Source organism: Halorubrum sp. SD683 (assembly GCF_002135045.1).
Lineage (GTDB): Archaea > Halobacteriota > Halobacteria > Halobacteriales > Haloferacaceae > Halorubrum > Halorubrum ezzemoulense.
The window spans coordinates 22,536-47,662 of sequence record NZ_NEWJ01000016.1; the positions used below are offsets into that span (position 1 = coordinate 22,536).

The 25,127-nt window shown below is 71.3% G+C and carries 24 protein-coding genes and 2 pseudogenes; 6 read left to right on the plus strand and 20 right to left on the minus strand.

Annotated elements, in window-relative coordinates:
• Positions 1 to 3 precede the first annotated feature (3 nt).
• A complete protein-coding gene (locus B9G49_RS16700) occupies positions 4 to 180 on the minus strand; it encodes a hypothetical protein (protein ID WP_007345353.1) in 177 nt (58 codons plus the stop codon).
• A 97-nt stretch (positions 181 to 277) separates the two neighbouring features.
• Here B9G49_RS16700 and B9G49_RS06510 point away from each other — a divergent pair, with 97 nt between their 5' ends.
• The gene (locus tag B9G49_RS06510; RefSeq protein WP_086215829.1) at positions 278 to 478 is read left to right on the plus strand and encodes a hypothetical protein; all 201 of its coding nucleotides are present in this window, start codon (positions 278 to 280) and stop codon (positions 476 to 478) included.
• Between the two features lie 70 nt (positions 479 to 548).
• The gene (locus B9G49_RS06515; RefSeq protein WP_086215830.1) at positions 549 to 2,990 is read left to right on the plus strand and encodes a cation-translocating P-type ATPase; all 2,442 of its coding nucleotides are present in this window, start codon (positions 549 to 551) and stop codon (positions 2,988 to 2,990) included.
• A gap of 17 nt (positions 2,991 to 3,007) precedes the next feature.
• Here the strand turns inward: B9G49_RS06515 and B9G49_RS06520 are convergent, their stop codons facing one another.
• From B9G49_RS06520 to B9G49_RS06540, 5 genes are all read right to left on the minus strand, one after another.
• Positions 3,008 to 3,562 carry a hypothetical protein gene (locus B9G49_RS06520; protein WP_049930375.1) on the minus strand — a complete coding sequence of 185 codons (555 nt, stop codon included), beginning with the start codon at positions 3,560 to 3,562 and terminating at the stop codon, positions 3,008 to 3,010.
• Between the two features lie 114 nt (positions 3,563 to 3,676).
• Positions 3,677 to 3,919: a SelT/SelW/SelH family protein gene (locus tag B9G49_RS06525; protein WP_049930374.1), complete on the minus strand. Its 243-nt coding sequence runs from the start codon at positions 3,917 to 3,919 to the stop codon at positions 3,677 to 3,679.
• 78 nt (positions 3,920 to 3,997) lie between these two features.
• Positions 3,998 to 5,401, minus strand: coding sequence for a heme o synthase (locus tag B9G49_RS06530; protein ID WP_049930373.1), 1,404 nt, complete (start codon positions 5,399 to 5,401; stop codon positions 3,998 to 4,000).
• Between the two features lie 105 nt (positions 5,402 to 5,506).
• A complete protein-coding gene (locus tag B9G49_RS06535; RefSeq protein WP_049930683.1) occupies positions 5,507 to 5,959 on the minus strand; it encodes an adenylyltransferase/cytidyltransferase family protein in 453 nt (150 codons plus the stop codon).
• A complete protein-coding gene (locus B9G49_RS06540) occupies positions 5,956 to 6,471 on the minus strand; it encodes a Mov34/MPN/PAD-1 family protein (protein WP_049930371.1) in 516 nt (171 codons plus the stop codon). The genes B9G49_RS06535 and B9G49_RS06540 overlap by 4 nt, the downstream gene beginning before the upstream one ends.
• Before the next feature lie 116 nt (positions 6,472 to 6,587).
• On the opposite strand from B9G49_RS06540, the gene B9G49_RS06545 reads away from it, so the two are divergent.
• A complete protein-coding gene (locus B9G49_RS06545; RefSeq protein ID WP_086215831.1) occupies positions 6,588 to 8,534 on the plus strand; it encodes a DHH family phosphoesterase in 1,947 nt (648 codons plus the stop codon).
• 36 nt (positions 8,535 to 8,570) lie between these two features.
• Here the strand turns inward: B9G49_RS06545 and B9G49_RS06550 are convergent, their stop codons facing one another.
• The 4 genes from B9G49_RS06550 to B9G49_RS06565 all read right to left on the minus strand — a co-directional run bounded on the left by B9G49_RS06550 (position 8,571) and on the right by B9G49_RS06565 (position 13,456).
• Entirely contained in the window at positions 8,571 to 10,340 is a 1,770-nt protein-coding gene (locus B9G49_RS06550; protein ID WP_086215832.1) for a phospholipase D-like domain-containing protein, read from the minus strand.
• Between the two features lie 90 nt (positions 10,341 to 10,430).
• Entirely contained in the window at positions 10,431 to 11,813 is a 1,383-nt protein-coding gene (locus B9G49_RS06555) for a HEAT repeat domain-containing protein (RefSeq protein WP_086215833.1), read from the minus strand.
• Positions 11,814 to 12,039: 226 nt separating this feature from the next.
• Positions 12,040 to 12,591: a cysteine hydrolase family protein gene (locus tag B9G49_RS06560; RefSeq protein ID WP_086215834.1), complete on the minus strand. Its 552-nt coding sequence runs from the start codon at positions 12,589 to 12,591 to the stop codon at positions 12,040 to 12,042.
• Positions 12,584 to 13,456 carry a YqcI/YcgG family protein gene (locus B9G49_RS06565; RefSeq protein WP_086215835.1) on the minus strand — a complete coding sequence of 291 codons (873 nt, stop codon included), beginning with the start codon at positions 13,454 to 13,456 and terminating at the stop codon, positions 12,584 to 12,586. The genes B9G49_RS06560 and B9G49_RS06565 overlap by 8 nt, the downstream gene beginning before the upstream one ends.
• Positions 13,457 to 13,565: 109 nt before the next feature.
• Here B9G49_RS06565 and B9G49_RS06570 point away from each other — a divergent pair, with 109 nt between their 5' ends.
• Positions 13,566 to 14,000 carry a DUF1810 domain-containing protein gene (locus B9G49_RS06570; RefSeq protein ID WP_086215836.1) on the plus strand — a complete coding sequence of 145 codons (435 nt, stop codon included), beginning with the start codon at positions 13,566 to 13,568 and terminating at the stop codon, positions 13,998 to 14,000.
• Between the two features lie 42 nt (positions 14,001 to 14,042).
• On the opposite strand, the gene B9G49_RS06575 is transcribed toward B9G49_RS06570, so the two are convergent.
• Together B9G49_RS06575 and B9G49_RS06580 are read right to left on the minus strand one after the other, a co-directional pair.
• Positions 14,043 to 15,527: a sodium:solute symporter gene (locus tag B9G49_RS06575; protein ID WP_086215837.1), complete on the minus strand. Its 1,485-nt coding sequence runs from the start codon at positions 15,525 to 15,527 to the stop codon at positions 14,043 to 14,045.
• 89 nt (positions 15,528 to 15,616) lie between these two features.
• A pseudogene (locus tag B9G49_RS06580) lies at positions 15,617 to 15,856 on the minus strand (DUF3311 domain-containing protein); the annotation flags it as partial.
• 177 nt (positions 15,857 to 16,033) lie between these two features.
• On the opposite strand from B9G49_RS06580, the gene dnaG reads away from it, so the two are divergent.
• Positions 16,034 to 17,620, plus strand: coding sequence for a DNA primase DnaG (gene dnaG, locus B9G49_RS06585; protein ID WP_086215838.1), 1,587 nt, complete (start codon positions 16,034 to 16,036; stop codon positions 17,618 to 17,620).
• A 360-nt stretch (positions 17,621 to 17,980) separates the two neighbouring features.
• Here the strand turns inward: dnaG and B9G49_RS06590 are convergent, their stop codons facing one another.
• The 8 genes from B9G49_RS06590 to B9G49_RS06620 all read right to left on the minus strand — a co-directional run bounded on the left by B9G49_RS06590 (position 17,981) and on the right by B9G49_RS06620 (position 24,456).
• Complete coding sequence (locus tag B9G49_RS06590) at positions 17,981 to 19,072, minus strand: A24 family peptidase (protein WP_049930356.1); 1,092 nt, start codon at positions 19,070 to 19,072, stop codon at positions 17,981 to 17,983.
• A 62-nt stretch (positions 19,073 to 19,134) separates the two neighbouring features.
• On the minus strand, positions 19,135 to 20,412 hold the full coding sequence (locus B9G49_RS06595; protein WP_086215839.1) for a DUF6498-containing protein: 1,278 nt from the start codon (positions 20,410 to 20,412) through the stop codon (positions 19,135 to 19,137).
• A gap of 82 nt (positions 20,413 to 20,494) precedes the next feature.
• Positions 20,495 to 20,707, minus strand: a complete 213-nt coding sequence (locus tag B9G49_RS06600; protein WP_086215840.1) for a hypothetical protein — start codon at positions 20,705 to 20,707, stop codon at positions 20,495 to 20,497.
• The gene (locus B9G49_RS06605; RefSeq protein ID WP_086215841.1) at positions 20,704 to 21,759 is read right to left on the minus strand and encodes a GNAT family N-acetyltransferase; all 1,056 of its coding nucleotides are present in this window, start codon (positions 21,757 to 21,759) and stop codon (positions 20,704 to 20,706) included. Before B9G49_RS06605 ends, B9G49_RS06600 begins: the two co-directional genes overlap by 4 nt.
• A complete protein-coding gene (gatD, locus tag B9G49_RS06610; protein ID WP_049930348.1) occupies positions 21,756 to 23,075 on the minus strand; it encodes a Glu-tRNA(Gln) amidotransferase subunit GatD in 1,320 nt (439 codons plus the stop codon). The genes B9G49_RS06605 and gatD overlap by 4 nt, the downstream gene beginning before the upstream one ends.
• A 131-nt stretch (positions 23,076 to 23,206) precedes the next feature.
• Positions 23,207 to 23,482, minus strand: coding sequence for a PadR family transcriptional regulator (locus tag B9G49_RS06615; protein ID WP_004597247.1), 276 nt, complete (start codon positions 23,480 to 23,482; stop codon positions 23,207 to 23,209).
• Positions 23,483 to 23,967: 485 nt separating this feature from the next.
• Positions 23,968 to 24,114, minus strand: coding sequence for a hypothetical protein (locus B9G49_RS16705; protein ID WP_167373080.1), 147 nt, complete (start codon positions 24,112 to 24,114; stop codon positions 23,968 to 23,970).
• Positions 24,115 to 24,231: 117 nt separating this feature from the next.
• A complete protein-coding gene (locus tag B9G49_RS06620; protein WP_086215842.1) occupies positions 24,232 to 24,456 on the minus strand; it encodes a hypothetical protein in 225 nt (74 codons plus the stop codon).
• A gap of 313 nt (positions 24,457 to 24,769) precedes the next feature.
• Here B9G49_RS06620 and B9G49_RS06625 point away from each other — a divergent pair.
• Positions 24,770 to 25,022, plus strand: a pseudogene (locus tag B9G49_RS06625) (DNA primase catalytic subunit PriS); the annotation flags it as partial.
• Positions 25,023 to 25,127: the final 105 nt, after the last annotated feature.

Below are 25,127 nucleotides of genomic sequence, written 5' to 3' on the forward strand. Positions count from 1 at the left end.
TGATCACCCCACCACGACGAGGTCCCGGCCGAGGAACTCTACGAAGTAGATGTACACCCACGCGAGTACCAAGATTGCGAAGTAAATTCCGATGAGCGTGAGCGTGCCGATCGGGTCGAAATCCTCTCCCTCGCCGCCGACATCGTCAGTCGGAGCGTTTGCTGCCTCACTTTGGCCCATAGGCGACTTTGACAGTAGAGAGCCATATAAGATCTACCCGTTCTCGCACCCTGAAAACACGGGTGTTATATATTTCCGGCGAGCGCATGGTTACGGCATGGACTTCTCGATCCAACAGGCCGTACTCCTCGTCCTCGGCGGACTCGTCCCCGCGGTGGTGTTCATCGCCGACCGGGCGGAGTTCGTCGTGGCGGTGACGCTGGTGAACGTCCTGCTCATCTGGGGGAGCCTCCGGATCGCGACCGGCGGGACCCTCCCGGGGTTCGCCGGCGACTCGGCCGACTCCGAACACGCGTAATCGATCACGAACCGCGGGACCCGCCGCCCCCGGTCCGCGGACCGCCCCACCGACCGCGAACGGACCACCAATGACAGGCTGTACGCTCTGTGACCTCCCGACTGGGGATGACCCGCACACCGCGCCCGACGTCGACGGCGAGTTCTGCTGCCGGGGCTGTCTGACCGTCGCGCGGTCGCTGGACGACGTCGAGGACCTCGACGACCTCGACGAGCAGCGGCCGGATGCGACGCCGGGCGACGAGTTCGACGGCGAGACGACGTTCCTCCACGTCGACGGGATGCACTGCGCCACCTGCGAGTCGTTCCTCGAGATGACGGCCGGCGAGCAGGAGGGGGTCGCGGCCGCCGAGGCGAGCTACGCCACGGACACGATCCGGGTCGACTACGACCCCGACGCCGTGAGCGCCGAGGAGCTCCCCGGGCGGCTCTCGGTCGCGGGCTACTCGGCGAGCGACCGCGCGGACCCGGACGCGGAGGACGACGACGCGGTCGTGCGATTCCTGATCGGCGGCGGGTTCTTCGGCATGATGGCGATGCTGTGGTACGTCCTCTTCCTGTATCCGACCTACTTCGGGTACGAGCCGATACTCGACTTAGGCGGCGTCTCGGGGACGTACCTGTTCGCGCAGATCTGGGTGTTCGCCTCCATCGTCCTGTTTTACACCGGCTACCCGATCCTGCGGGGCGCGTACGTGAGCCTCCGGGCCCGGCAGCCGAACATGGACCTGTTGGTGTCGCTCGCGGCCGCGAGCTCGTACGTCTACAGCACGCTCGCGCTGTTCGTCGGCCGGACCGACCTCTACTTCGACGTGACCATCGCCGTCATCCTGGTCGTCACCGCCGGCAACCACTACGAGTCGATCATCAAGCGGCGGGCGACCGGCATGCTCGCCGACCTGACGACGACCGAGGACCGGACGGTGCGGACCGAGGCGGGCGAGACCATCGCCGCCGACGCGGTCGACCCCGGCGACCGGCTGCTCGTGCGCCCCGGCGAGCGCGTGCCCTTCGACGGGACCGTCGCCGAGGGAACGGCCGCTGTCGACGAGGCGCTCGTCACCGGCGAGTCCCTCCCCGCCACGAAACGCGAGGGCGACGCGGTCCGGGGCGGGACCGTCGTCACCGACTCGCCGGTCGTCGTCGAGGTCGGCGAGGACGCGGCGAACACCCTCGACACCCTCGTGCGGCTGCTGTGGGAGATCCAGAGCTCGCGGTCCGGCGTCCAGCGGCTCGTCGACCGCTTGGCGACGGTGTTCGTCCCCCTCGTCGTCGCGGTCGCGACCGTCGGCGCCGCCGCGACGCTGGCGCTCGGGTCGGCGCCGATCGAGGCCGCGCTCGTCGGGCTGACGGTGCTCATCGTCTCGTGTCCGTGCGCGCTCGGCCTGGCGACGCCGCTTGCGGTCGCCGCCGGGATCCGCGACGCCGCGAACCGCGGCATCGTCGTCGTCTCCGACGCCGTCTTCGAGTCGGCGAGCGACGTCGACACCGTCGTCCTCGACAAGACCGGGACGCTCACCGACGGCGAGATGCGGCTGCTCGACGCGACGGCCGCGGCGGGGACGCCTGTCGACCGCGTGCGAGACCGCGCCGCCGCCGTCGAGCGCGCCTCGGTCCACCCGGTCGCCGAGGCGATCGTCTCCGGAGTGCTGGGGGACTCGGAGGGGCGAACTCTTGAGCGGCCGGCGACCGACGGCGGCGCGGCGACCGCGGCGGACTCGACCGCCGACGGCGTCGGCGAGACCGACGACACGCCCGCCCCGAGCGGCCCGCCAGCGACGGACGTGGACGTCTTCGACCGCGGGGTCGCGGGGCGCGTCGACGGCGACGAGGTCGTCGTCGGCCACCCCGGCCTGTTCGACGAGCGCGGCTGGCCGATACCGGACACGCTCCGCGAGGCGGGAGCGACCGCCCGCGACCGCGGGAACGTGCCCGTCTACGTCGGCTGGGATGGTCGCGGCCGCGGCGTCCTGACGGTCGGCGACGAGGTGCGCGACGGGTGGGAGTCGGTGGTCGCCGACCTCGACGCGGACGGCCGCCGGGTGGTGGTGCTCACCGGCGACGCGCCCGCGGCCGCGAGGCGGTTCGCGGAGCACCCCGCGATCGACGAGGTGTTCGCCGAGGTGCCGCCGGAGGCGAAGGCCGAGACGGTCCGGCGGCTCGGCACCGACGGCTCGGTCGCGATGGTCGGCGACGGGAGCAACGACGCGCCGGCGCTCGCCGCGGCCGACCTCGGGGTCTCGATCGCCTCCGGTACCGACCTCGCCGCGGACGCGGCCGACGCCGTCCTCCTGGAGGACCGGCTCTCGGCGGTCCCCGAACTGTTCGCCGTCACGCGCGGGACGAACCGACGGCTGAAACAGAACCTCGGCTGGGCGTTCGTCTACAACGCGGTCGCGATCCCGTTGGCGTTATCCGGCGTCCTCAACCCGCTGCTGGCCGCGCTCGCGATGGCGTCGAGCAGCATCCTCGTCGTGACCAACTCCGCGCGTGCGGTGTTCGACCCCAACTGAGTCCAGCGTGGCCGGGGTCAGCTCTCCCCGTCTCCCGAGCCCGCGCTCCGATCGGCGCTCGCGGGGAGGAGGCGGCGCGCCAACGCCCCCAGGCGCTTGTACGCGAGGTTCACGTACAGTCCCGAGAGGAAGACGACGCCGGCGACGAGGGGCGCGTCGCCAGTCGTCCCGCCGAGAAGGATGTCGGAGAGCAGGTACACCCCGACGCCGAGCGGCAGGGCGGCCGGCAGCCGGAGGTTGTACCGGACGAGCGTGCCGACGGAGGCGTCGAACCGCTCGACGAGGGCGGTGAACACGAACCCCAGAGCGCCGAGCAGGCTGAACAGGGGGACGAACGGCGGAACGACTCCGGAACCGAGGCCGGCGAACCCGGGGAACGGGCCGTCGGTCACCAGCAGCGCCCCGGCGGCGAGGCCGACGGTGAGGAGCACGTCGGCGGCGATGACGCCGACGCCGAACCGCGACCGGTACCACGTCCGCGCGAGCCGCGACCGGTTCTCGGCGGCGGCGTCGACCGCCGGATCGCCGGGGGCGACCGCCTCGGTCCGGGTCCGTTCCGATGAGTCCGACATCGTCACCGAGATTTGTCGGCGAGTCGTAATTAGCTTGCGGCGTGAGAACAGTGATCAATGTAACCCGTCGAAGAGTCCTCCTCGGGCGTCTCCAGTCTGAGAACAGCCGAGTGACTACGCCGTCGCGCCGACGTGCGGCTTGACCGCGCGGACGATGGCGTCGACGTCGTACTCGTCTTCGGTCTTGTCGAAGACGACCTCGCCGTCAGCGCGGACGACGAACACGCCGTCGTCGCCGGTCACCAGAGCGACCTCGTCGACGCTCTCGCCGAACTGCTTGAGGATCGCCTCGGAGACGTCTCGGGCGCGGTTCAACATGCCACAGGGGACGCAGTACTCGACTTCAACGCGTGTCATGGCACAGCGTAGGACACGAACAGGATTAAAGGGACAGGTCCCGGTCGGTCGCGGCGCGCTCGCGACGATATCGCCGTGTCAGACCACCAGCGCGTCGAAGACGACGGCGAACAGCAACAGGCCGAGGTAGGCGTTCGAGGCGTGGAACGCGCGGAAGGCGGCCCCCTCAGTCTGCTCGTAGTGGAGCCGGACGACCATCCAGAGGAAGACCCCGCCGACGCCGACGCCGACGACCGCGTACAGCGCGCCGAGCGGGTCGGCGGCCGCGGCGAGGGCGACCGCGGCGACCAGCGTCGCGCCGAGGTACCAGAGGATGTGCCGACGCGTCGCGGTCTCCCCGCGGACGACGGGCATCATCGGGAAGCCGCCGCGCTCGTAGTCGTCCTTGTACGCCAGCGCGAGGTTGTAGAAGTGTGCGGGCGTCCACAGGAAGATGACCGCGGCGAGCAGCACCCCGCCGCCGCCGACCTCGCCCGTGACCGCGGCCCACCCGATGAGCGCCGGCAGCGCGCCGGCCGCGCCGCCGATGACGGTGTTCTGGACCGTGTTCGGTTTGAGGACGAGCGTGTAGACGACGCTGTAGAACAGTATCGCGACGAGCCCGAGCGCGGCCGTCAAGGAGTTCACCGTCCAGAACAGGCCGAGCGAGACGAGCGTCAGCAGACCGCCGAACGCGAGGGCGTGCGGAACGGGCACGAGGTCCGTCGCGAGCGGGCGGTCGCTGGTGCGTTGCATCCGCTTGTCCACGTCGCGTTCGAGGACGTGGTTGAACGTCCCGGAGGCGCCAATCGAGAGCGCACCGCCGGCGAGCGTCGCCGCCACGACGGGCGGCGTGAAACCGGAGCCGCCCGCCAGCGCCATCGCGGCCGCGGCGACGAGGCAGAGCAGCCACATCAGCCGCGGCTTCATCAGCCGGAAGTACGCGGTCGCGGTCGCCTTCAGCCGCGGGAGCGCCGCCGACGGGATGTCCGGTTCCGGGGCCTCCTCGACCGGCGGCAGGTCGTCGGTCCCGGGTTCGAACTCGTCGGGCGCGTCGTCCGGGTCGCCCGTCTCGGCCTCCAGCCACCAGGCGAGCGCGGCGAGGACGGCCCCGAAGATTCCGATACCGATCAGGAGGTGCGCGGAGCCGAGCGCGGCCGGGAGGTCGCCGAGCGCGACGAGCGCGCCAACGCCGGCCTGCGCGGGATAGACGACGAGCGCGACGGCGAGCGCGACCCTGACCCGGCGGTCGGCGCCGTCCCGCCACGCGAGCGCGGCGGAGAGCGCGACGAGGAGACCGACGACGGCGGCGAGGGCGCGGTGGCCGAGGGCGATCCACCCCTCGGTCGCCGTCGGGAGGGCGGCGCCGTTCCCGCAGGCCGGCCAGGCGCCGCAGGCGGTCGCCGCCTCGGTGAGCGAGGTGGTGGCGCCGACGACGACGAGCAGGTACACGCCCATCGCGGCCGCGGCCAACACCGCGGGGAATCTGTCTGGGAGCGTCACGTGGCGTGAATTACGAATCGGACCCATATATGTTCCGCGCTTCGACAAAACGGCGGCGAGCGGCGGGCGAAAACGCGGACCCGAGCGGACGGCGTCCATCAGCGCTCAGTCCCGGTCCGCGTCCGCCTCGCCGCCGCGCTCTCGGAGGATCCGGTCGACGATGTCGCCACTGGAGAGCAGTTCGTCCTCGTACTTCGGCTCGCGGCCGGACGCGCGCTCGACCCGGCAGTCGATACCCCGGTCCGCGAGCGCGTCGGCGATGTCGGCCTCGTCGTGGTGCTGGTCGAACCCCAACACGATCACGTCGGGGTCGAGCCGCTCGATGGGGACGAACACGTCCCCCGGATCGCCGAGGTGCGCCTCGTCGACCGCGTCGAGCGCCGCGACCATGTCGCGCCGTTGGCGGGCGCACAGCACCGGTGCGGGCTTGTGCGTGACGTTGGTCCGGCGGGCGACGATGGCGTGGAGCTCGTCGCCGCGGGCCGCGGCGTCCTCCAGGTAGTGGACGTGGCCGGGGTGGAGCAGGTCGAACGTCCCCTGCGCGACGACCCGCGTCATCGGAACCACGAGAGGAAGCCGCCGCGGTCGCGCTCGTCGAGCTCCCGGTCGATGTCCTCCTGGGTGAAATCGAAGAAGTGCTCGTCGGGCACCTCCACGTCGAGGACGTCGAGGGTGGTCTGTCGCCCCTCGTTGTCGAACGCCTTCCAGTCGCCCCAGCCGTAGGGGGCGCCGACGATGATGTGTACTTTCCCCTGCCCGAAGGTCGCGAGGTCGGCGTCGCTCGGCCGCAGCGCGCCGTTGGGGTGGGAGTGGACCGACCCGACCGCGCGCATGTCGTTCGGCTTCATGTGTGTCCGGACGCTGGCGCTCGTCGGGCTCGACTCCGTGCCCGGGATGACGAGCACGTCGGTGATCACCTGTCCGTCCCGGTCGAGATCGAGCTTCCGGGCGTCGTCCGCGCGGAGGAACCCCATGTACTCGTTGGGGTGCGTCTCCTCGCTCGCCTCGAGGACGAAATCCAGGGTCTCTCGGGCGATGCCGAGGAGCTCGTCCGAGCGGAACAGTCGCATAAGCGGGATAAGTCGCCGTCGCCTCATAGGGGTTCCGGACCGCGGAACGCGACGCGGACTCCCGGCCCGAGCCCCGAGAGAACAGGCTTAACACCGGCCGTTCCCGAAGGCTGCCCATGAGCGAAAACTTCGCCGGGGATTCCGGCACGCGGGGCGATTCGAGCCCCGAACCCGACGCCGACGCGGCGGAGGGGGCGGCCGACGACCGGCCGACCGTCTACGATCTGGCGCCGGACTGTACCCTCGAAGACGCCGCAGTCGACGAGCTGTACCACGCCGAAGTCAACGGCGTCGTCGACTACGGCGTGTTCGTCGACCTCTCCGACGCCGTGAGCGGGCTGGTCCACGAGTCGAACCTCGACGGCGACTACGCGGTCGGCGACCGGCTGATCGTCCGGCTCACCGAGGTCAAGGAGAACGGCGACGTGGCGTTCGACGACGTCGACCCCGACGACTACCGCACCGAGACGGTCGCCCACGAGCCGACGGTCTCTCGGGTCCGGGGCCTCACGCCGGGCGACGAGGTGACCGTCGAGGGCGAGGTCGTTCAGGCGAAACAAACGGGGGGTCCCACCGTCTTCGCCGTCGCGGACGCCTCCGGCGTCCTCTCCTGTGCCGCCTTCGAGTCCGCCGGGGTCCGGGCGTACCCCGAGGTCGAGGTCGGCGACATGGTCCACGTCTCGGGGGCGATCGAGAGCCGCGAGAACGCGCTCCAGTTGGAGGTCGACTCGCTGACGCGGCTCCCCGACGAGCGCGCCGCCGAAGCCCGCGATCGCTTCGAGGCGGCCCTCGACGAGCGCGCCGAGCCGGCCGACGTCGAGCCGCTCGTCGACTGGGAGGCGTTCGAGCCGATCCACGAGGACCTCCGCGAGCTCGCGCGGTTGCTCCGCCGGACGGTCCTCGCCGGCCGCCCGATCCGTGTCCGACACCACGCCGACGGCGACGGGATGTGCGCCGCGATCCCAGTACAGCTCGCCGTTGAGAACCTCATCGAGGAGGTCCACGGCGACCCCGACGCCGCCCGACACCTGTTCAAGCGGCTCCCGAGCAAGGCGCCCTACTACGAGATGGAGGACGTCACCCGCGACCTCAATTTCGCCTTGGAGGGCCGCGCGCGCCACGGGCAGAAGCTCCCCTTCCTCCTCATGCTCGACAACGGGTCGACAGAGGAGGACGTGCCGGCCTACGAGAACCTCGCGCACTACGACATCCCCATCGCGGCCGTCGATCACCACCACCCCGACCCCGAGGCGGTCGGGCCGCTGCTCGACGCCCACGTGAACCCCTACCTCCACGGCGAGGACTACCGGGTCACCACCGGGATGATGTGCGTCGAGCTCGCCCGGCTCGTCGACCCGTCGCTCACCGAGGAGCTCGAACACGTGCCGGCGGTTGCCGGCCTCTCCGACCGCTCGAAGGCGGAGGCGATGGACGACTACGTCGCGCTCGCCGAGGGCGCGGGGTACGACGAGTCCGACCTCCTCGACATCGGCGAGGCGCTCGACTACGCCGCCCACTGGCTCCGCTACTCCGAGGGGAAGACCCTGGTCAACGACGCGCTCAACGTCGGTTGCGACGACGAGGCGCGCCACGAGGAGCTCGTCGAGTTCCTCTCGGAACGCGCCGAGCGCGACGTGGAGCGCCAGCTCGACGCCGTCGAGGACCACGTCGACCACGAGCGGCTCGCCTCCGGCGCGCACCTCTACCGGATCGACTTAGACGAGTACGCGCACCGATTCACCTACCCCGCGCCGGGCAAGACGACCGGCGAACTCCACGACACGAGAGTGAAAGAGACCGGCGACCCCGTCATCACCATCGGCTACGGCCCCGACTTCTGCGTCCTCCGGTCCGACGGCGTCCGGCTCGACATCCCGAACATGGTGACCGAGCTGAACGAGGAACTCCCCGAGGCCGGGGTCTCCGGGGGCGGCCACCTCGTCGTCGGCTCGATCAAGTTCGTGAAGCGCCGCCGGAGCGAAGTGATCGAGACGCTGGTCGAGAAGATGGCGGGGGCGGAGATCGACGACGCGCTCTCGTCGACGATCGCGCTCGACGACTGAGCCGGCCGCCGCGGCCGTTCGCACCGACCTCGTTTCTCAGCCGAACGCGAGCTCCCGTCGAGCGACGGCGCCGGCTCCCGCGAGCGCGACGCCGAACCCGGCGACGAAGGCGATCGGAAGCTGGATTCCGCCGCCCCGCCAGTCGGCCGCGTACGCGCGAGCGTAGAAGTCGGCGACCGACTCGTTCTCGACCGCGAGCACCACCTCGCGGTTGTTCGTCTCCGCGCTCGGATTCCAGTTGAGGCTGCCGACGAGCGCCGTGTCGTCGACGACCAGCCCCTTCGCGTGGACCTTCTCGAACCGGCCTCGCGGCTCGGCGAGGTCGACGGCGATCGGCTCGTCCCTGAGCGACTCGGAGAGGTTCCGGTTCGCCTCCCGGTCGTACCACGCGTCCGAGAGCAGCAGGTGGACATCGACCCCGCGGTCGGCCGCGCGTCGGAGCGCGCGGACGATCCGATCGTCGGGACCGCCGACCCGCGGCACGACCGCGAGCACCCGCTCGTCCGCGGCGTCGATCCGCGCGACGATCCGGTCGGCGGCGTTCCCCGGCGCGGTCAGGACGGTCACGTTCGCCGTCGCGGGCTTCGCGGGCGCGTCGAACCGCGTCGGGTACGAGCCGTTCACGCGCCCGCCGCCGTGGAACTCGGTGTCGGCGCGGAAGGCGCGCCACGAGCGCGCGTCCCGCGCCCGGAAGTCCGCGGCGAACAGCGCGGCGAGGTCCTCCGCGACGAGCGCGTCGCGCTCGGTCCCGGGACCGCCCGCGTCCACGGTGTCGTCGCTTCCGACGACGACGCCCCAGCCGCGGTTGCTCCGCCCGCCCGTGCCGGACCGCTTCCAGTTCTCCGTGAGGACGACCGCGCGGTCGTCGGCGACCGCGTACTTCGGGTGGTGGAACCGGAACCGCTCGACCTCGCCGTCGAGGATCCGGACCTCGATGCCGGCGGCCGTCAACCGGTCGATCAGCTCCGCGCTCCGCGCCGGGAAACCGCCGACCGGCGACCCCTCCAGCAGCACGCGGACGCGGACGTCGCGGTCCGCGGCGGCGACGAGCGCGTCGGCGACCCGCTCCGAGGTCAGCGTGTAGCCGGCGACGAACAGGCGGTCCTCGGCGTCGCGGAGCGGCTCGACCGGCAGGCCGGGGCTGTCGGGGAGGACGAACGGCGTCACGGCGGCGTTCGCGGTCCGACGCGGCGACCGGCGTTCGTACCCGCGGGGTCGCCACTCCCCCCAGTCGGCGCGCCACCGGTGTCCCTCGGGCGCGCGGTCGTAGTCGACCGCGGCGACCGTCGTCCCGTTCCGGCGGAGCGCGATCCGGTCGCCCGACGCGGCGAGCGGGAAGTGGTCGTCGAGCGCGCGGAGCGTCGGGTCCCCGGTGCCGCCGTTGCCGGCGACCGCGGTCTCGTCGGCGAGCAGGGGCGTCGCGTTCGCGGGGTCCATCGAGAGGGCGACGACGCCGCTGGCGTTCGCCGGGACCTCCGCCTCGTGGTGTCCGTCGGCGAGCGACCAGTTCCCGCGCTCGGGGAGCCGGACGACGAGGTACTCGCCGCGGTTCTCCGCGGTCGTCGGGTTCGGGAACAGCTCGACGATCCGCGGCGTCGTGGACACGAGCGTCAGGTTCTCGGGGCTCTCGTTCGCCGGGGCGGTGGCAGCGCCGCCGGGGTCGAGTCTGCCGACTCCCGGGCCGGTTCCGGCATCGCCAGCGACGGCGACCGGGACGACGGCCGCGGAGACGAGCAGTCCGAGCGCGACGACGGCGGCGACGCTCGCGGTCGAGTAGATCGGGACACGGAACGGAGCGGGTGACACGAGGGGAGTGCCCTCGGTATCGGTGAAAAGGGTCGGTCGAACGGCGGGCGGAGCGGGTCGGGTCAGTCGGTCCGCATCACGCGGGCCGCGTCAGGCGGTCGGCGCCGGTTCCGCCTCGTCGTCGAGCGCGTCCCGGGCCTTCTCGCCCTCGGTCGAGACGACGAAGGAGTGTTCGTCGGCGTACTCGGCGACCGCTTCGAGCGCCTCGCGGGTGCCGATCTGGCGGAGCGCCCAGCCGGCGGCCGCGCGGACGTCGTCGGACGGGTGCGCCTCGAGCGCGTCGGCGAGGGGGTCGACGGCGCGGGTGTCGCCGATCAGCCCGAGCGCGCGGGCGGCGTGGGGGCGGACGAGCTCGTCGGTGTCGCCGTCGGGGTCGAGCTGGTTCGCGAGCGGCTGGACCGCCTCGGACGCGCCGATTTCGCCGAGCGCCTTGAACACGACCTTCTGGAGCTGCGGGTTCGAGTCCTCGGGGACGTACTCGACGAGGGTGTCGGTCGCCTCTTCGGCCGCCATCGTCCCGAGGATCCGGATCGCGGGCTGGTCGCGCTTCTCGGCGCGGCCGAGGATCTCCTCGACCGACGCCTCGGTCTTGCCGCGCTTGCCCATCCGCTCGAACGCCTCCAGGCAGTGGCGCTCCATGAACTCGGACTGGAGCGAGTCGAGCGCGAGCAGGATCATGTCGACGTTGCCCCGCGCCTCGTGTTCCTTCAGCGCCGCCCACTCGACGGGGAAGTCCTTGTAGTGGCCGAGCACGTCGTAGTATCCCTGCGCACGGAGCTGCTCGTGGGTTTCGAGGTCGTCCCACTCCTCGGCGTCGTCGAGGCCGGCCTCCAGCTCGTCGGTCGCGTCCAGCAGCGCGGCGATGTCGTCGGCGTCGTCGTCCGCGTCGAGGTCGGCGTCAGTGACCGCGCCGGCGACCGCGTCGAGCGCCGCGACGAGCTGATCGACGGGGGCCGGCGCCGCGGCGTCGGCCGCCTCGCCTTCCGCGAGAAGCGCCTCGGGATCCTCATCGGCGTCGCCGATCGCGTCGGCGGCCGCGTCGACGAACGACTCGACGGCGGCCGCGACGTCCTCGCGCCCGTCGTCGGTCCACTCCGTGTCTTCGACCGTCCCGGCGGCGGATTCGATCGCGTCGACGACGTCCTCCCCGTAGGGGCCGCGGGCGTCGTCCACGCCGTCGCGAAGCTCCGCGACGCGGTCTTCGAGGTCGCCGCGCGGGTCGTCCGCGTCCTCATCGTCCTCGTCCGGCTCGGGGAGGTCGGCCTCCTCGATACCGGTCTCCGCGTCGGCTAAGAGCGCCTCGACGTCGTCGAGGTCGGCCTCTGTCTCGGCGGCCTCGAGGCGGTCGGCGATCTCGTCGAGGTACTCGGTGAGGGACTCCTCGGTCGCGTCGTCGGGGAGCGTCGGAGCGGCCGTCTCCGCCGGCTCGCCGTCGTCCGCGGCGTCGGCCGGGTCGTCATCGCCGTTGCTCATATACCCCGAACTCCGCGCGTAGTCCATTAAGAGGTTTCCCTTCGCGGGCGCCGGGCGGCCGCGTGCGGGGCACGGAGCGGCCGCGACCGGCGCGGTGTCCCTCCGTTCTCTGCTGTGCGGGTCGCGGTAGATCCCCGCGCTTGGTGGCTCCGTCGGAATACCGAATTCCTCGACGTTCGAGGTCGACCGCGACGCCGTCACCGACGGGCCGTACGGGCGGTTCTCCTCAGCGGTCGGCGAGCAGGTCGTCGCTCTCGACGACTGTCGCGAACTCGCCGTTCAGGTGCGCGAGCGCGACGCGGTGGGAGGTCTCCGGGTCGATCCGCTCCCCGTCGGGCGCTTCGCGGGCGTGCGTCGCGGTCGCGTCGGCGACCACGCGCACGTCGTAGCCTCGGTTCTCGGCCTCGCGCGTCGTCGTCGAGACGCAGTGGTCGGTGGTGAGTCCGCAGACGACGAGCGACTTGTGCCCGGCCTCGCGGAGCCACTCGTCGAGCCCGGAGTCGAGGAACGCGCCGTTGACCGACTTCTCGAAGGTCGGCTCGCCCCCGGCGGGCGCCGTTTCCGGCTTCCACGCGAAGCCGGGGGCGTCCGGACGCAGCGGCGAGTCGGGTTCCGTCGAGGCGTGGCGGACGTGCGCGACCGGCCGGTCCGTCTCGCGCCAGCGGTCGAGGAGCGCGGCCGCGACCGCCTCGGCGTCGGGGTTGTTGCGCTCGCCCCACCCCGGCTCGTCGAACCCGACTTGGAAGTCGACGAGGAGGAGGACCGCGTCGTCAGTCATCGCCGAGTCCGGAACTGACGGGCGCGTCGGATTCGCTCCCGGTGTCGGCCGCGTCGAACGCCCGCCACGCGCCGGGTTCGAGCAGCGACTCGGACGCCTTGGGGTGTTCGCGCGTCGGGTCGAGCGGACAGGCGTCCGGGCTCGCGTCGTCGTCCTCGCGGAACAGGTACTGCTTCCACTCGCGGTCGCCCTCGGCGCCCCAGTCGCCGAGGTCGGCGTGGGGACAGACCCCGTCGTACTCCTCCATCCGGCCTCGGATCGTCTCGCGGGCGCGCTCGCCCGCCTCGGTGTCGGCGGTGATCCCCTCGAAGACGCTCCGGGGTTGGAAGGTGATCTCTAAGCCGACCGGCGAGTAGCGGCTCTTCCGGTCGTCGTAGAAGGGGGCGCGCGAGGTCGGGAACAGCGCCTCGCCGCCGAAGCAGAACTCCCACCGCGGGGTGTCGGGGTCGACCGGGATGTCGTCCGGCCACGGCTCCGGGTCGTGGACGTGAAGGAACTCCAGGACGTGCCAGAGCCGCTCGTGGTAGTGCGCCTCGCCGCGGTCGTCGTCGGGCGGCCTGAAGAACACCGCGAGCGGCGCGCGGTCGGCGTGGTCCGGGTACGTGTCGAGGTACTCTGAGAGGACATCGCGCAGCCGCAACAGCGCGGCCGGGTCCGTGGTCGACTCGCAGGCGGCGTACAGCATGTCGCCCTCGCGCTCGACCTCGATCCCGAAGTAGCAGGGGAACGGGGACCCGTCGCGCTCGCCGAGCATCGACTCCCGGAAGGTCCGGTAGTGCTCCTGAAACCACGGCGACGCGTCGTCGAGCCGATCGTGGAGCGTCTCTTGGTCCAACAGCACGCCCTCGGTGCCGGGCTCGTTCATACGCGTTGTCGGGGCGAAGCGGTCTTTTGGCTTTCGCCGGGTTCGACGCGGCGGGAACGGGCACTGCCGGCCACTCTTATAAACAAGCGACGAGAACGTTCCCGAAGAGATGGCCGACCCGAACGACTCCCACGACCTCCGACGGTTCGTCGAGGCGCAGGCCGGCGTGATCGAGTCGGCCAAGCGGGAACTGCGCGCGGGACGGAAGCGGAGCCACTGGATGTGGTTCGTGTTCCCGCAGGTCGAGGGGTTGGGGACCAGTCGGAGGTCGCAGCGCTACGCGATCGGTTCCCGCGAGGAGGCGACCGCGTACCTCGCGCACCCGACGCTGGGGCCGCGGCTGCGGGAGTGTACGGCGATCGTCAACGGGCTGGAGGGGCGGTCGGCCCGCGAGGTGTTCGGGTCGCCGGACGGCCTGAAGTTCCGGTCGTCGATGACGCTGTTCGACGCGGTCGCGGACGGGCACGATCCGTTCGGGACCGCGCTCGACCGGTACTACGACGGGCCCGATCCGAAGACGCTCCGGTTCCTGCGGAACGAGTGAGACCGACGGCGGTCGAATCCCGACTGACGGGGATCGGCCGAGTCAGTCCCCGGCCACCGCGAACCGCGAGGCGTCGCCCTCCTCGGTCGGCGCCGTGAGCAGCGAGACCCCCACGGTGAGCGCGCCGGACAGCGCCATCAGCCCGAGCGCAACGTCCCAGCCGCCGAGGACCGTCTTCGGCAGGGTCGGGACGGCACCGACGACGGCGGACAGCACGACGAGCAGGTACGCCGCCTGGGGGACCGCGACGCCGGCGATCATCCCCGTGCGGGTCGTCCGCGGCCAGTAGAGCGCGCAGATCACGGGGAGCGCGAGCAGCGCGAACCCGGAGAACGCCGTGTCGCCGACCTCGATCAGCGTCCCCGGGCGGAACAGGCTCGCGGCGAACGCGAGCGTCGCGAACGCCGCCACGCCGATCCGCGCGATCCACGCCTCGCGTCGCTCGGAGGCGTCGGCGTCGACGAGCGGTCGGTACAGGTCGCGAGTGAAGTACGACGACCCTGAGAGCAGCATCGAGTCCGACGAGGACATCATCGCCGCCATCGCGCCCGCGACGACGAGCGCGGCGAACCACGCGGGGGTGTACTCGCCGAGCACGACCGGGAGCACGTTCGCATCCGTTGGCACCTCGACCGGCGTCCCGGCCGCCCACGCGCCGAGCATGAACGCGGGGAGGAACAGCAGCAAGACGAGGACGGGCCACAGCGCGAACGACCGCTTCAGCGTCGCGGCCGACTTCGCGACGAAGAAGCGCTGGTTGATCTGCGGGAACATCGTCACTCCGAACGCGATGGTGATCGCCGTGGAGACGATGAACTCCGGCGTGTACGCGCCGCCGCCGAAGCCCCCGAACTCGGGCCGTGCCGCCAGCATCCCCCCGGTCGCGGCGCCGACGCCGCCGAGCGCCGAGACGACCCACGCCGCGGCGACCCAGACGACGGAGAGCATGAACAGCCCCTGGAGCGTGTCGGTCCACGCCACGCCGCGGAGTCCGGCGACGGCGACGTAGAGGATCATGAACCCAGTGATGAGCGCCGCGCCGCCCCAGTACGGGACGACGCCGTCGGTGAGGCCGACGAGCGCCTCCCCGGCGCCCATCTGCTGGAGCATGACGTACGGGAACAGCCACAGGAGGCTGACGCCGGCGATCAGCGCGCGCAGCCCGGTCGAGCCGAAGCGGTCGCCGAGCATCTCGCCGAGCGTCACGTAGCCGTTACGAGCGCCGATCAGCCACTGCTTGTAGCCGATGACGTACCACAGCACCGCGAACAGGACGCCGTCTAAGGTCCCCATAACGATCAGCCACTCTGGGCCGGCGCGGTAGGCGAGGTTCGGCCCGCCGAAGAACGTGAACGCCGACAGCAGGGTGGCGAAGGTCGTGAAGAGCAGCACGAGCGTGCCGATCGACCGGTTCGCGAGGTAGTAGTCCTCGGCGGTCGTCTCCGAGACGCGGTACGCGACGAGGCCGAGCGCGAGCGCGACGACGAGGTAGCCGACGACGACGCCGAGCGAAAGGCCGAGCGTCACCGGCGGTCACCCCGGGTCGGCTCCGACGGGTCGCGGCTCGTCGCGCCGTCCACGGCGGCGGAATCTGTGGCCACGGTGTCGGCGGCCGCGGAATCTGCGGCCACGGCGTCGGTCCCCGCCCGCCTGCCCATCCCGCGCTCCCACGCGCCGCTCCGGACGAACAGCGCGAACAGGCCCGCACACAGCCCGAGCCACGCCACGTGCCACCAGATCCACACCGGGAGCCCGGCGGCGACGCGGTCGACGCCCCACAGCGGCCACGGCACCGCGAACGCAACGAGTATCGCGAACGTCGGTATCCAAACGAGATCGCTCCGTAAGCGCGTCATGTACAATGAAACTACGACTATAAACACAAAGAGCTATCGAATGAGTTCGAACACACATATCGGAGAGAAATTTTCTTCGATAACTGTTGCCGGAGGGACGTGGCGATAGCTATTTTCCGCGAGGAGCGCAACGATACACGGACGGGCGCTACCGCCCGCTATCACCATTCACCACTCATGAAAGACACAGAGAAATACCTGATACACGCCACCATCGCGGCCGACGGCGTCGTCGAGCGGAGCGACGTCGTCGGGGCGGTGTTCGGCCAGACGGAGGGGCTGCTCGGCGACGAGCTGGACCTCCGGGACCTCCAGGAGTCCTCGCGCGTGGGTCGGATCGACGTCTCCGTCGAGTCCGAGAACGGCCAGTCGTTCGGCGAGGTCACCGTCGCGTCGAGCCTGGACAAGGTCGAGACCGCGATCCTGGCCGCCGCGCTGGAGACGATCGATCGCATCGGCCCCTGTCACGCCTCCGTCGAGGTGACGAGCATCGAGGACGTACGGGCGGCCAAGCGCCGCGAGGTCGTCGAGCGCGCAAAGGAGCTGATCGCGGGCGGCTTCGAGGAGACGAGCCTCGCGAGCAGCGACGTGTTAGACGAGGTGCGCGACGCCGCCCGCGTCGAGGGCATCGTCGACTACGAGGGGCTCCCGGCCGGGCCGCGCGTCGGCGACTCAGACGCCGTCATCGTCGTCGAGGGCCGCGCCGACGTGCTCACGCTGCTCGACTGCGGGATCAAGAACGCCGTCGCGGTCGAGGGGACGAACGTCCCCGAGGCGGTCGCCGAGCTGACCGCCGACCGGACCGTCACCGCGTTCCTCGACGGCGACCGCGGCGGGGAGCTCATCCTCCTCGAGCTCGCGCAGGTGGGCGACGTGGACTACGTCGCGTTCGCGCCGCCCGGCGAGTCCGTCGAGGACCTCGACCGCGACGCCGTCTTCGAGGCGCTCCGCGGGAAGGTCCCGTACGCGAGCCTCGCGGACGCCGGCGATCTCCGAGCGGCCGCCGGCGACGAGGATCCCGAGGACGGCGACGGGGCGTCCGTCAGCGACGGGACGACTACCGACGACGTGGCACCCGACGACGACGGTCCCGAGTCGGCCGCGCGCGTCGGCGACGGCGGCGCGGTGCCGAGCGGTTCCGCGGGCGGCGACGCGGTCGACCCGTCGCCCGAATCGACCGAGCCGCCGACTGCCGGGTCGACGACCGAATCGCGCGACGCGACGGACGCCGACGCCGAAGCCGCCGGAACGAGCGACGCGTCCGCCTCCGGTGGCGAAGTAGAACCGGCGGATTCGGCGTCAACTCCCGAAGAAGCCGGCGGTACCGACACCGTCGCGGACGACGCCGCCGGAGAGACCGACGAGGTGTCCGGAGGCGACGCGACCGCGGACGAGATGGCTAGCGACAACGCGACCGCGGACGAGGAACCTTCGGACGGCGCGACCGGCGAGCACGACGAACCGCGGTCGATCGCGGCGCACGTCGACGAGGTCGTCGACGGCGAGACCGGCCGCGCCCGGCTCCTCGGCGACGAGTTCGGCGTCGTCGATGAGGTCGACGCGGGAGACGCGTTCGACGCGGTGGAGGGGGCCGAGCCCGCGCCGCGAGCCGTCGTTGTCGACGGCACCGTCGACCAGCGGCTGCTCGACGTGGCGGCCCAGCGCGGGGTCGGCGACCTCGTCGGCCGCAACCTCGGGGAGTTCGTGAAGCGCCCGGTCGGAACGCGGGTACTGACGGCGGCCGCCCTCCGCGCTGGGAGCTAGCGAGACGGGGAGGTCGTCGTTGATCGCTTACGGATCGTCGATCGCCGATCGGCGGTAAAAACCGCTAAAGTCGCAGCTGCTCGCCGATAAAAGAGCGATTGGCGATCGGCGGCGAACGCCTCCAAAGCCCCAGCCGCGATTCCCGCGAGCGAAGCGAGCGGGAATCGCGACTGCCCCTTTGAGTCTCACCCGACCGCACAGCAGCCGCACCTCACGCCTCCCCGGCCTCGTCGCTGGCGCCCTCCGCTTCGCTCCGGGGCCAGCGACTCCCTCGCGCGCGCGACTCGCGGCCTGCGGCCGCTCGTCGGCACACGCCGCCGCACCGCTCATCTGTTTATAAATGGCGTCGTCAGTGTCGGCTCACACCAGCCCGAGCGCGCCCAGCGCCGCGAACAGCGCGTCGCCGTACGTCAGCGAGGCGACGAGTCCGACCGCCATCGGGACGACGAACGGCATCCCGGGCGAGACCAGCACGCGGTCCTCGCGGGCGACGACGTCGAGGCCCTCGCGGAGCGTCGCGGCGTCGGTGCCGTACGCGCCGTGATCGATCTCGTCTAGGAACCGCTCTGCCGCCCACGGGTCGTCGGACTCGCGGTCGGCGTCGCTGTCGGTCTCCGCGTCGGCCGCATGCCCGCCGTCCGGGGCCGCGTCGTCAACTGCCCGTCCTCCGTCGGTGGGCGCGTCGTCAACTGCGCGCCCCCCGTCGGTAGGCGCGTCGTCAACTGCGCGCCCCCCGTCGGTCCGCGGACCAACGTGGGTCCCGCCGTCGGTCGGGGCGAACGTCTCGCCGACCGAGGCGGGGTCGCGGAGGTCGTCGGGGTCGGCCCGCACGTCGGCGAGCGTGCGGCCGCGCCACCGGAGATACATCCGGAGCGCGTCGAGATCGAGGCCGTTCCGGGTCGGCCCGTCGGGGTCCTCGAACAGCCGCCCGTGCCGGTCGGGCAGCGAGTCGGTCGCGACCGGTCGCGCGAAGAACATGAGCCGCGAGGCCTCGCCGCGGACGAGGTTGAAGACGGCGAGGCCGACCGGGTACGCGAGCCCGAGGAGGACGGTGTTCGTGAGGATCGTCAGCGAGAACACGCCGAGCTGGGTGTCGACGAGCGGGAGCGTGACCCCGGCGAGGTCGTACGCCGGGAACGTCGGGAAGAGCACCGCGAGCGCGATCATCGCCTTGGCGTCGGCGCCGCCGAACGCCCCGAGGTACCAGAACGCGTAGCCCAGCGGCGCGACGAAAAGCAGACTGATCGCGACTCGCACCAGGAATCGCATCTCCACGAACCCCCCGAGAGGCCAGATCGTCACAATCTCCCAGACCAGAAGCAGCGCGCCGAACAGGTACAGCGGCGGCCACAGCCTGTTCGGGAGGCGCCGGGTCCGGACGTCCCGGATCGCCGCCCACGCGAACACGGGGACAACGACGAGTCGGAGGAGGTCCGGCAGCGTCGCGACCATGTCTCCACGGGCGAGACGGGACCAATTAGGCGTTCGGGTTCGCGTATCGATATCGATAGCCGTCAGCCGTCCGGCCGGTCCGGCCGCCGATCGAACACGTCGAGGACAGGCTCCGGGTCGTCGAGGCCCGGGATCCGGTACTCGTCGTCGCGCAGTTCGATCACGACGGTCTCGGTCCCGAGCCGCCGGTCGAGCCGCCGGCGCTCCACCCGCAGATCCGTCTCGTCCCACGGCTCGACGCGCCACATCGTCGCGCCGGACAGGCGGTCGCGCGCGACGAGAGCGCCGTCGCCGGCGCGGTACTCGACGAGCCCGTGCCGGAGTTCGTGGTCGAGCGCGGCGAGCGCGAGCGGGACCGCGAGCGCGGCCGCGAGGAGGAGGGCGACGGTCCCCCAGTCGCCGCCGAACGCGAACAGGAGGCCGAGGAGCGCGAGGCCCCCGCTGACGTACCAGAGCCCCGGGTGGCCGAGCGGCGTCGTCAGCGCCCCGGCGAGGCGAGCGCGGCGGGGCTGGCGGACCGTCTCGGTCGGCTTCGCGAGCGATCCGTCGACCGGCTCGGCCGCGGGCGGGTCGTAGGAGAGCCCCAGATCGAGCGACGACGACTCGTCGAACGCGGCCAGTCTGTCGCCGTACAGGCTCGCGAGGTCGAAAGCGAACTTCACCGCGACGATGCCGAGCAGGAGGGGAATCCCGATCGCGTCCGGATCGATCGCGGAGATCGGCGTGTCCTCCTCCAGCGTTCCCGCGCCGACGATCGTGACGGTGAACAGCGCGCCGAAGAAGATCGCCGCGCCCTGAGCGAACACGCCTTGGATCGCGGTCTGCGCGCTGTGATCCCGGTGCTCGCCGCGACCGAAGTACTCGACGAGCGTCGTGACCCCCTCGCCGATGAAGAGGGCGAGCGTCGCGAGCGCGACCGTGTCGACCACGGTCGAGACGGTCCCTTCCTCGACGACGACGCCGACCGTGAGCGTGCCGACGACCAGCCAGACGACCGCGAGGATCGGCGCGGCGACGGGGAGGACGAGCAGCGACGAGAGCCGGACCTGAACGCCGGTCCACGGGATCGACAGGGCGGCCCGTCGCTGTGCGAGCGGGCCGATGAGCAGCCCGTCGCGTTCTATCTCGGACGGGCGTCCGGCGAATAGCGCGCGGACGAGCGCCCACCCGGAGGCGATCCCGAGTTCGAACCAGTACAGCGTCATCAGCGCGGCCGCGTTCCAGCCGAGCGAGACCACGCCGACGAGCGGGAGCAGGTTCGCGAGCGCGACCGAGAGGACTCGGGGACGACGGCCGCGGGCCAGCGCGCGCAACCCGTCGGGCGGGCGAGAGGAGGGCATCCGTCGGTCGTTCCGGGTCGGCGTACATAAGCGGCCGGGGGTTCGGCGGCGAGGGCTCGGACCGGTGCCGGGCGCGACCAATTTAGCGCGCCGGACCGGCGTCGCGGTGGAGATAGAGGTACGCCAGCACCGGAACGATCGTGAAGAGGAGCGTCGAGGCGGCCCAAACGACCGCGTAGCGGCTCCCGCGCGCCCTCGCGTCGCGGTAGATCCACACCGCGGCGGCGACGACGACGCCGTAGATCACGAGCGTGAGCGGCAGCGACCACGGGAGAGCGAGACTGAAGAGCGTCATCCGTCTCCACCGGTGAGGTCGGCGCACATGACGAAGTCCGGTTCCGCCGCGACCGGCACGCGGTTCGCGCCGGTGTCGCTGACGTGCTCGACCGTCTCGGGGATCAGCACGCGAGCGCGGTCGGCGTCCGCCGCCGCGGCGTCGGCGGCAATCGCGTCGTACAGCGCGCCCGCCGCGTCGACGTCGCGCCACGCGGCGACGCCGTAGACCGCGGTCCGCGTGGGCTCGCCGTCGACCTCGCGCTCCGTCACGCGGGTCCGGACGGCGAAGCCGGCGAGCGCGTCGGCGTCGGCGACCGCGAGCAGTCGGTCCTCGGCGGCCGCTGTCGCGAGCTCGTCGCGGGTGAGCCGGGAGCAGGCCCACGACTCGTCCGGGTCGAGCGCGAGGCCGCGCAGGCGGTCGCGGACGGCGCTGTCGCTCCAGAACGCCCACGCCGCGTTCGGGTCGGGGTCGGGGAGACGGTCGAGACCGGCGGCGTCGCGGTCGATTGCGTCCGGGTCGGGCGCCGGCTCCGCGAACCGGAACTCCGTCGCGGGGTCGAAGCCGACCGCGCGCGACTGGCCGAGTCCCATGACGTTCCACGAGAACACCATGTTGCGGCAGACGGTCGCGCCGCGTCCGCGCGCCCAGTCGAGCACCGCCTCCGAGAGGGCGGTCCCGACGCCGTGGCCGCGTGCGGCGGGGTCGACGCGGATCCCCTGTCCCCACGCCTCCCACTCGCTGAGGAGCGCGCCCTGGATACAGCCGACGACCGCCTCGGGGTCGCCCGCGTCGGCGGCGCCGTCGCCGTCGCCCGTGACGTGCGTGTCACCCGCGTCTCTGCCGTCGAGGTCGCCCACGTCGGCGGCGTCCGGGGGGAGCGTCGCCACGAAGGTGCCGCGGTCCGGGTCGTCGGACGCGGCCCACTCCGGGAACACGCGAGGGATGTAGTCCTCGTGGCGCTCGCCCCACGTGTCGCGGGTGAACGCCGCGACCGCGTCGGCGTCGGCCGGGCGCGCCTCGCGGACGACGACGGTCGGCGCTGCGTCGGCCTCGTCGGCTGCCTCGCTCATCGCCAGGGCCGCGACTCCTCTGTCAGCTCGCCCGCGAGGTCACGCGTCATCGCGTCGGCGGGGTCCGCGCGGTTCGCGAGCGCCCACATCAGCTTCACCTTCGCGGTTCCGGGGAGGGTGTCGCCCGCCTCGACGACGCCGGCGTCCAGCAGGTCGCGGCCGGTGTCGTACACGCGGTCGCAGACCCGACCTTCGAGGCACTGGCTCGTCATCGCGACGACAGTCCCGCCCTCGACCAGCTCCTCGATCCGCGGGATGAGGTCGGTGTGGACGTGGCCGAGCCCGGTGCCCTCGATCACGACGCCGTCCTTGTCGTCGAGGTACGCCCACGCGGCCGGGTCCATTCCGGGCGTGAACTTCACCAGCTCCACGTCGCCGTCGAGGTAGGGCTCAAGCGCGATCGCGTCGCCGTCGGCCGCGTCGCTCCCGTCGGTTCCGCCCCGCGAGCGCGGCTCGCGGTTCCACTCGATCGCAGCGTCGGCCGCGTCACCGTCGGCGCCCGCCTCCGCGGCGCGCTCGTAGTCGATCAGCCCGAGGGGCGCGGCGCCGACCGTCTCGAAGGCGTCCCGGCGCGAGGTGTGATTCTTGCGGACGCGCGTGCCGCGGTGGAGCGCGCAGGCGTCGTCGGAGGGGTCGGCGTGCATACAGACGAGGGTCTCGCTATGCTCGGCCTTCGCGGCCTCGACGGCGCACACCGCGTTCATCACGTTGTCCGACGAGGGCCGGTCCGCGGAGCGCTGGCTCCCCGTGAACACGACCGGGACGGGCGAGTCGAGCATAAAGGATAGCGCGGACGCGGAGTACTGCATCGTGTCGGTGCCGTGCATCACGACGACGCCGTCGGCGCCGGCCTCGATCTCCTCGGCGACCGCGTCGGCGAGGTCGCGCCAGATGGACGGCTCCATGTTCTCCGAGAGGATGTTCGCGACGACGCGCCCGCGGTAGTTCGCGCGCCCGGCGAGTTCTGGGACGGCGCGGAGGACGTCCTCGGCGTCGAACTGCGCGGTGACGGCGCCGGTCCGGTAGTCGACGGTGGAGGCGATCGTCCCGCCGGTGGAGATGAGCGAGACGGTGGGGAGGTCCTCGTCGAAGGTGATCTCGGAGGTGGCGTCGGCCTCGTCGTCGGTCTCGGCCGCAGGGTCGACCTCGCGGGCGGCGGAGTCCAGCACCTCGACATCGGCCGCCTCGCGGTCGATGCCGACGTTGTAGCCGCCGTCCAGCTTGACGACGAGGTGGTCGCGCGTCGTGGAGGGGAGCAGTACGCCCTCGTTGGTGACGCCCCCGCGCTCGACGCGGACGCGATCTCCCGGTTGCATACGCTCCGCTTCCGCCGGGGCGGACTTGAATCCAACCGTTCGAGGCGGCGCGACGGGAGCGTCGCAAAAACGGCGAGGAAGAAGAGAGGCCGACGGCTATCGACCGAGTGCGGGAGCGGCGGGCGGCCGGGTCAGTGCTCGATGTACTCGGCTTCCCAGTCGGTCCGGGCCTCGATCTCGCGGCGGCCGCGGCGGGTCAGCGTGTAGTAGTTGGTGCGGCGGTCGCGCTGGCCCTTCTCGACGAGCCCCTTCTCGACGAGCGTGTCGAGGTTCGGGTAGAGGCGGCCGTGGTGGATCTCCTTTTCGTAGTACTCTTCGAGTTCCTCCTTGATGGCCAGCCCGTGCGGCTCGTCGAGCCCCGCGATCACGTAGAGCAGGTCTCGCTGAAAACCTGTGAGGTCATACATACGACTGCCTAAACATATTATCCGAAAATAAATAAATATACCGTTACATTTGTCCTCATACGACCAGCCGGCGGCACCTACGCCTCCGTAACCGACGGGTTCGTTCTGTCAACTCCGTAACTGTCATCCGAAATAGAGCGGGTATTCGGCGATGGGAAGTCGTTACGGTTACCTGATACGTGCCCGGAACCCGCGGCTCACAGGAACGACTGGCTGTCGGAGTAGGGCGCCGATCGGAGAGAAACCGAGCGGCTCCGATCGGGCGCGACGAGACGGAGGCGAGGCGCTATTGGATCAGGGCGTGCGAGGCGCTATCGAAGCAGGATATGCCGGACGCTGTCGGATTAGCGCTCGAAGAAGGCACGCCCGACGCGGAAAAAAGCCGCGTCGAGCCTGCCGATTGGTCCCCGCTGACGCTTCGGCCCTCCAGACGAAGCGTCACCTGATGATAGCAGGTAGAGCGTAATAAACGTGTTGTACGCCGCTCACATGTGTTCTTCTTCTAACACCCAGCCGAGCGCGCGCTTGTAGTGCGCGAACAGCTCCTCGACGCCGCGGTGGTTCATCTCTTCGTCGTCCAACTGCTCGCGCAGGAACTCGTACTGCTCTCTGATCTCCTCTTCCGAACGCATACCACTCGGTACGGAGCGGTCCCGGATAGTGTTGTGGCCGGAAGGGTGTCGAGCGGTTGACGGGGCGCCGTCGCCGAGACTCTCGCGACTGACTGAGGGCTCACCGGATCCGGAGGGTCATCGATACCACCAGACGACCACGCCGACCACGAGGAGTGCGCCGACGGCGGTCAGTACCCCGCCGAACCGCGGTGACCACCCGACCGTCGCCACGCCGAGAAGCGTCGCCACACCGAGCATCGCCGTCAGGAGACCGGTTACCAGAAATATCGCGCCCAACACGACATTGGGGACCAGCTTTGCGACCTCGTCGATGAGCAGGTCGAGTATCTCGTCGAGCATGGGGACCGGCCGTGTTCGGCCGACGACGGTGCCGGACTAAATGCTGTCGACGGTCAGTGACGAGGAGAGGGCCTGAGGCCAAATCACGGCCGCTTGGTTACACATATCGATCGTAGTTCGACAGAGGACACCGCAAATTCCCAGCCGCGGGGCCGCGCCCGTACCGCGCAGCGCCCCACGCCTCCCCAGCCTCGCGGCTCGCGCTCTTCGAGCGCTCGTCGCCACGCGCCGCCGCGTCTTTTCGATGAGTACTGTCGCGGACACCGGCGAACGGTAACGTTGATACGTCGACCGCGGGTACGAGAGGAGACGAATGGACGACCGGACTCGCGAGTACCTCCGGGGGCGGTTCGGCGACTACTACCGGTCGGTGTCGCTGTCGCTCCCCCCCGACGCGAACCTCCGCGAGTGGGGGCACATCCCGTGGACCCCCGGATCGGGGACGACGATGGTCCGTCACCAGTCGCTGTACGACCTCGGCGACGTGGACACCTTCTTCGCCGACAACGCGCCCCGGCACGCCTACTTCTCGGCCGCGCGCTACGACGACCCCGCAGCGCCCACCGTGGTGCACAAGGCGTGCCCGACCCCCGACATCGCCTGAGCGCTGGCCGCCCACCACCCACCCACCCTCCGCCCCCCCGCCCCCTCCACCCCGCACACCCGCGCGC

What these genes read in the sequence shown, in the direction of transcription:
- B9G49_RS06540 (WP_049930371.1), bottom strand. Translation starts at nt 6,471, where the DNA reads ATGCGACTGTTCCGCTCGGACGAGCTCCTCGGCATCGCCCGAGAGACC.
- B9G49_RS06570 (WP_086215836.1), top strand. Translation starts at nt 13,566, where the DNA reads ATGGCCGACCCGAACGACTCCCACGACCTCCGACGGTTCGTCGAGGCG.
- B9G49_RS06600 (WP_086215840.1), bottom strand. Translation starts at nt 20,707, where the DNA reads ATGACGCTCTTCAGTCTCGCTCTCCCGTGGTCGCTGCCGCTCACGCTC.
- B9G49_RS16700 (WP_007345353.1), bottom strand. Translation starts at nt 180, where the DNA reads ATGGGCCAAAGTGAGGCAGCAAACGCTCCGACTGACGATGTCGGCGGC.
- B9G49_RS06520 (WP_049930375.1), bottom strand. Translation starts at nt 3,562, where the DNA reads ATGTCGGACTCATCGGAACGGACCCGGACCGAGGCGGTCGCCCCCGGC.
- B9G49_RS06615 (WP_004597247.1), bottom strand. Translation starts at nt 23,482, where the DNA reads ATGTATGACCTCACAGGTTTTCAGCGAGACCTGCTCTACGTGATCGCG.
- B9G49_RS06595 (WP_086215839.1), bottom strand. Translation starts at nt 20,412, where the DNA reads ATGCCCTCCTCTCGCCCGCCCGACGGGTTGCGCGCGCTGGCCCGCGGC.
- B9G49_RS06510 (WP_086215829.1), top strand. Translation starts at nt 278, where the DNA reads ATGGACTTCTCGATCCAACAGGCCGTACTCCTCGTCCTCGGCGGACTC.
- B9G49_RS06560 (WP_086215834.1), bottom strand. Translation starts at nt 12,591, where the DNA reads ATGACTGACGACGCGGTCCTCCTCCTCGTCGACTTCCAAGTCGGGTTC.
- B9G49_RS06605 (WP_086215841.1), bottom strand. Translation starts at nt 21,759, where the DNA reads ATGAGCGAGGCAGCCGACGAGGCCGACGCAGCGCCGACCGTCGTCGTC.
- B9G49_RS06525 (WP_049930374.1), bottom strand. Translation starts at nt 3,919, where the DNA reads ATGACACGCGTTGAAGTCGAGTACTGCGTCCCCTGTGGCATGTTGAAC.
- B9G49_RS06535 (WP_049930683.1), bottom strand. Translation starts at nt 5,959, where the DNA reads ATGACGCGGGTCGTCGCGCAGGGGACGTTCGACCTGCTCCACCCCGGC.
- B9G49_RS06620 (WP_086215842.1), bottom strand. Translation starts at nt 24,456, where the DNA reads ATGCTCGACGAGATACTCGACCTGCTCATCGACGAGGTCGCAAAGCTG.
- B9G49_RS06565 (WP_086215835.1), bottom strand. Translation starts at nt 13,456, where the DNA reads ATGAACGAGCCCGGCACCGAGGGCGTGCTGTTGGACCAAGAGACGCTC.
- gatD (WP_049930348.1), bottom strand. Translation starts at nt 23,075, where the DNA reads ATGCAACCGGGAGATCGCGTCCGCGTCGAGCGCGGGGGCGTCACCAAC.
- B9G49_RS06515 (WP_086215830.1), top strand. Translation starts at nt 549, where the DNA reads ATGACAGGCTGTACGCTCTGTGACCTCCCGACTGGGGATGACCCGCAC.
- B9G49_RS06545 (WP_086215831.1), top strand. Translation starts at nt 6,588, where the DNA reads ATGAGCGAAAACTTCGCCGGGGATTCCGGCACGCGGGGCGATTCGAGC.
- B9G49_RS16705 (WP_167373080.1), bottom strand. Translation starts at nt 24,114, where the DNA reads ATGCGTTCGGAAGAGGAGATCAGAGAGCAGTACGAGTTCCTGCGCGAG.
- dnaG (WP_086215838.1), top strand. Translation starts at nt 16,034, where the DNA reads ATGAAAGACACAGAGAAATACCTGATACACGCCACCATCGCGGCCGAC.
- B9G49_RS06590 (WP_049930356.1), bottom strand. Translation starts at nt 19,072, where the DNA reads ATGGTCGCGACGCTGCCGGACCTCCTCCGACTCGTCGTTGTCCCCGTG.
- B9G49_RS06555 (WP_086215833.1), bottom strand. Translation starts at nt 11,813, where the DNA reads ATGAGCAACGGCGATGACGACCCGGCCGACGCCGCGGACGACGGCGAG.